This is a genomic window from Pseudoflavonifractor sp. 60 (genome assembly GCF_009911645.1).
GTDB lineage: Bacteria > Bacillota > Clostridia > Oscillospirales > Oscillospiraceae > Lawsonibacter.
The window spans coordinates 1-2,553 of the sequence record NZ_QWKI01000106.1 but is presented as its reverse complement, the minus strand read 5'-3'; the positions used below and the strand labels follow the sequence as shown (position 1 = coordinate 2,553).

General features: G+C 57.4%; 4 protein-coding genes. All 4 read right to left on the bottom strand.

Features of this window, described 5'->3' with window-relative positions; all coding sequences use genetic code 11:
• Positions 1–338: cysteine-rich VLP domain-containing protein (locus tag D1646_RS11880; RefSeq protein WP_160636662.1), on the bottom strand; the 338-nt coding region annotated here is incomplete at its 3' end.
• The gene (gene mobQ / locus D1646_RS11875) at positions 335–1,759 is read right to left on the bottom strand and encodes a MobQ family relaxase (protein ID WP_160636663.1); all 1,425 of its coding nucleotides are present in this window, start codon (positions 1,757–1,759) and stop codon (positions 335–337) included. The genes mobQ and D1646_RS11880, both read right to left, overlap by 4 nt.
• 197 nt (positions 1,760–1,956) lie before the next feature.
• Positions 1,957–2,226, bottom strand: coding sequence for a DUF3847 domain-containing protein (locus D1646_RS11870; RefSeq protein WP_160636661.1), 270 nt, complete (start codon positions 2,224–2,226; stop codon positions 1,957–1,959).
• 5 nt (positions 2,227–2,231) lie between these two features.
• A partial coding sequence (locus tag D1646_RS11865) for a sigma-70 family RNA polymerase sigma factor (protein ID WP_160636660.1) occupies positions 2,232–2,553 on the bottom strand: 322 nt, incomplete at its 5' end.

The window sequence follows — 2,553 nt, the reverse complement described above, 5'->3', positions numbered from 1 at the left end:
TTTCTGGCCCAATCCCGCTTGCTCCGCTTGGCTCGTCTTGCGGCACAGTCGGGGCAGTAAAGGGTGTTGTGCCTGGGCGGGGTGAAAATCCGCTTGCACTCCTGGCAGCGCCGCCGTCCGGTAGCCGGAGGCGGTAGCAGAGCGGCGCACAGTTCCCCGTCCGACGGCAGGACGGCGGCCCGAAACCAGCGACAGATCAGCGAGTAGGAAATTGCCTGCGGGCAGACACATTCCTCCCCATCATCCAGCAGCAGACAATTCCCTCGGTCATAGTTGCAGCAGCTATGTACCAGCCGCCGGACGGCCCGATGTTGTTGATAGGTCATGTGAGGTATCATCGCTCCTGTTCCTCCCTGCGCTGGGTCTGGCCCTCTTTGGCAAGCCGGTCAGCGGTCTTTTTCAGAGTTTCCACCGCCTTAATGTCCTCCCGCATATCCCGCATTGTCAGATAGTCGGCCTCTTTCTCGGCGGTCAGCTTTGCGGCCTCCGCCCTCCACGCCTTGGGGGTGATGCTCTCGCCGGAAGTTTTCAGCGTGTCCAGGTAGCGGACGGCGGCATCGAACAGGGCAAGGTCGGCGCTGTGGCGCTGCTCGAATTGCTCCCGTTTGGCTGGGGCAACCTTGTCCAGCTTTTGGCGGACGGGCTTATATTTTTCATACTGCGCCCACATTTCCAGTCGTTCATCCAGCACCGACAACCGACGCTCGGCCTTGACAATTTTGCCGCGCAAATCATAATAGCCGCTGTTCATAGCGGAAACTTTTTCGTAAAGTTCTGGCATGGACGAAATACCGTTTGCCTGCAAAAAATTGAACAGCGCAACATTTTCTTTGAGCGCCCTGACCCTGGCATATTGGGAAGTTGAAGCGGTGTCCTGCCTCGCCTGGAAAAGAAAATCCATGATGCTCTCCCGGCCCTGGGGCTGGGTGGACTGCTCCTTGCTCCAGTTGTAGAGCCGGGTAATGCGGGCTTTGATTTCTTTCAGCAGTTTGTTATCGGCGGCGATTTCCCGGTTGATGTTCCCTTTCTCGGTGACAATGCCCCGACGTTCCATCTGGCTGGCGGCTGGCCCCATGTGAACGGTTGGAATTTTGTCAACGCCCTGGCGTTTGTAACTGCGGTGGTCGATGCGCTCCGGCCTGCCAGCAGCTTCTAAGGCCTGGTTGGTATAAGCGGCCCACGCCGCCCGCCACTTCTCGGCGTTGCCCCGCTGATTCCAGTCCGTGGTGTCCTCCCGGTGACTTTTCCAGCCGCCTTTGCCGTCCGGGATGCGCTGGCCCTGGCCGTCCAGATCGTAAACCTTGCGGCACTTTGCACCCCACTCGCCATTTTCTTTTATGGGTCGGATTGTCAGCAGAATGTGAGCATGGGGGTTGCCGGTTCCCTTGTCGTGGATGGCAAAGTCAGCGCACATTCCAGCGTCCACGAAATTATCCTTGACGAACGCTCGGACAAGGGCAAGCTGCGCCGCCTTGGACAACTCAACCGGCAAGGCCACTTCAATTTCCCTGGCAAGCTGGGCATCGCTGGATTTCTCAATTTGCTCCACGCTGTTCCAGAGGGTGGAGCGGTCTAAAAACTCCGGCGGAGCGTGGGCGGGCAACATGATTTCAACATGGACAACGCCGCCTTTGCGTGTGTAGTCATGGGTCATGCCGTCCCATTCATTTACCAGCTTTTCACCACTCCGATAGGCGGCAGCGGCCACAGCGGACTTGCCCTGGCTCCGCTGGATGATTTGTATGGGACAGTGAAAAATTGCCGTAAAAAAGCACCTCCTTTCAGTGCTGGATATTGGCCCCGCCGGAAAGTGACAGACGCGAAGCGGGTGTCACTTTCCGGTGGGGGTGCGGGGGTTTGGGGGTGTCAACCCCCATCGCGTCCGTAGGACGCAACAGCCCCCGGCAGGGCGCACAACACCGGAACGGTGTATAAGTGCGCCATTCGGACTGGGGATTACTTCTCACCCCCAGTTTCCGGTGGTTTTTCTGCAAGTTCCCTCGCTCCCGGCAGACGGGACAGGGCAATCAAAAACGCCTTGACTTCCTCGCCCTCCATGTCAGCCACAGCGGGGAAAACGGCCTCCAAAATAGCGCCTCGGCCAATCAGTCGGTGCGTCCTGGCCCGGTGTTCCTCGGTACGCTTTCGGTTCAGCAAAATCTTCTGACGGTTTTGGTATTGGCTGATTTTCTTTTCAACCGCCTGTTCTTCCGGTGATTTGTCCATGAATATCAATCCTCCTTTTTCAGCCAGCCATTTTGGGCAAAAATCTTTTGTAATTTTCTGATTGCGCTGGTGACGCTATCACAGGCACAGCTCCCGCTGATGCCCTCATCCGCCGCAATCTCTCGAAACTTTTTCTCCAAGGCAAACCGGGCATGGAGCCGCTGCGCCTGGGTGGGGGACAGGTGAGTGATGGCCTCCGCCAAATGCTCCAACAGCAGTTCTTCAGCGGCCTCGTCAATCTCCCGAATAATCAAATCCTCCGGGGACTGTACTAGGAACATGGCGTGGTTCTCGATACCAGGGCTGCAATCCATGGAGTAGACGTGA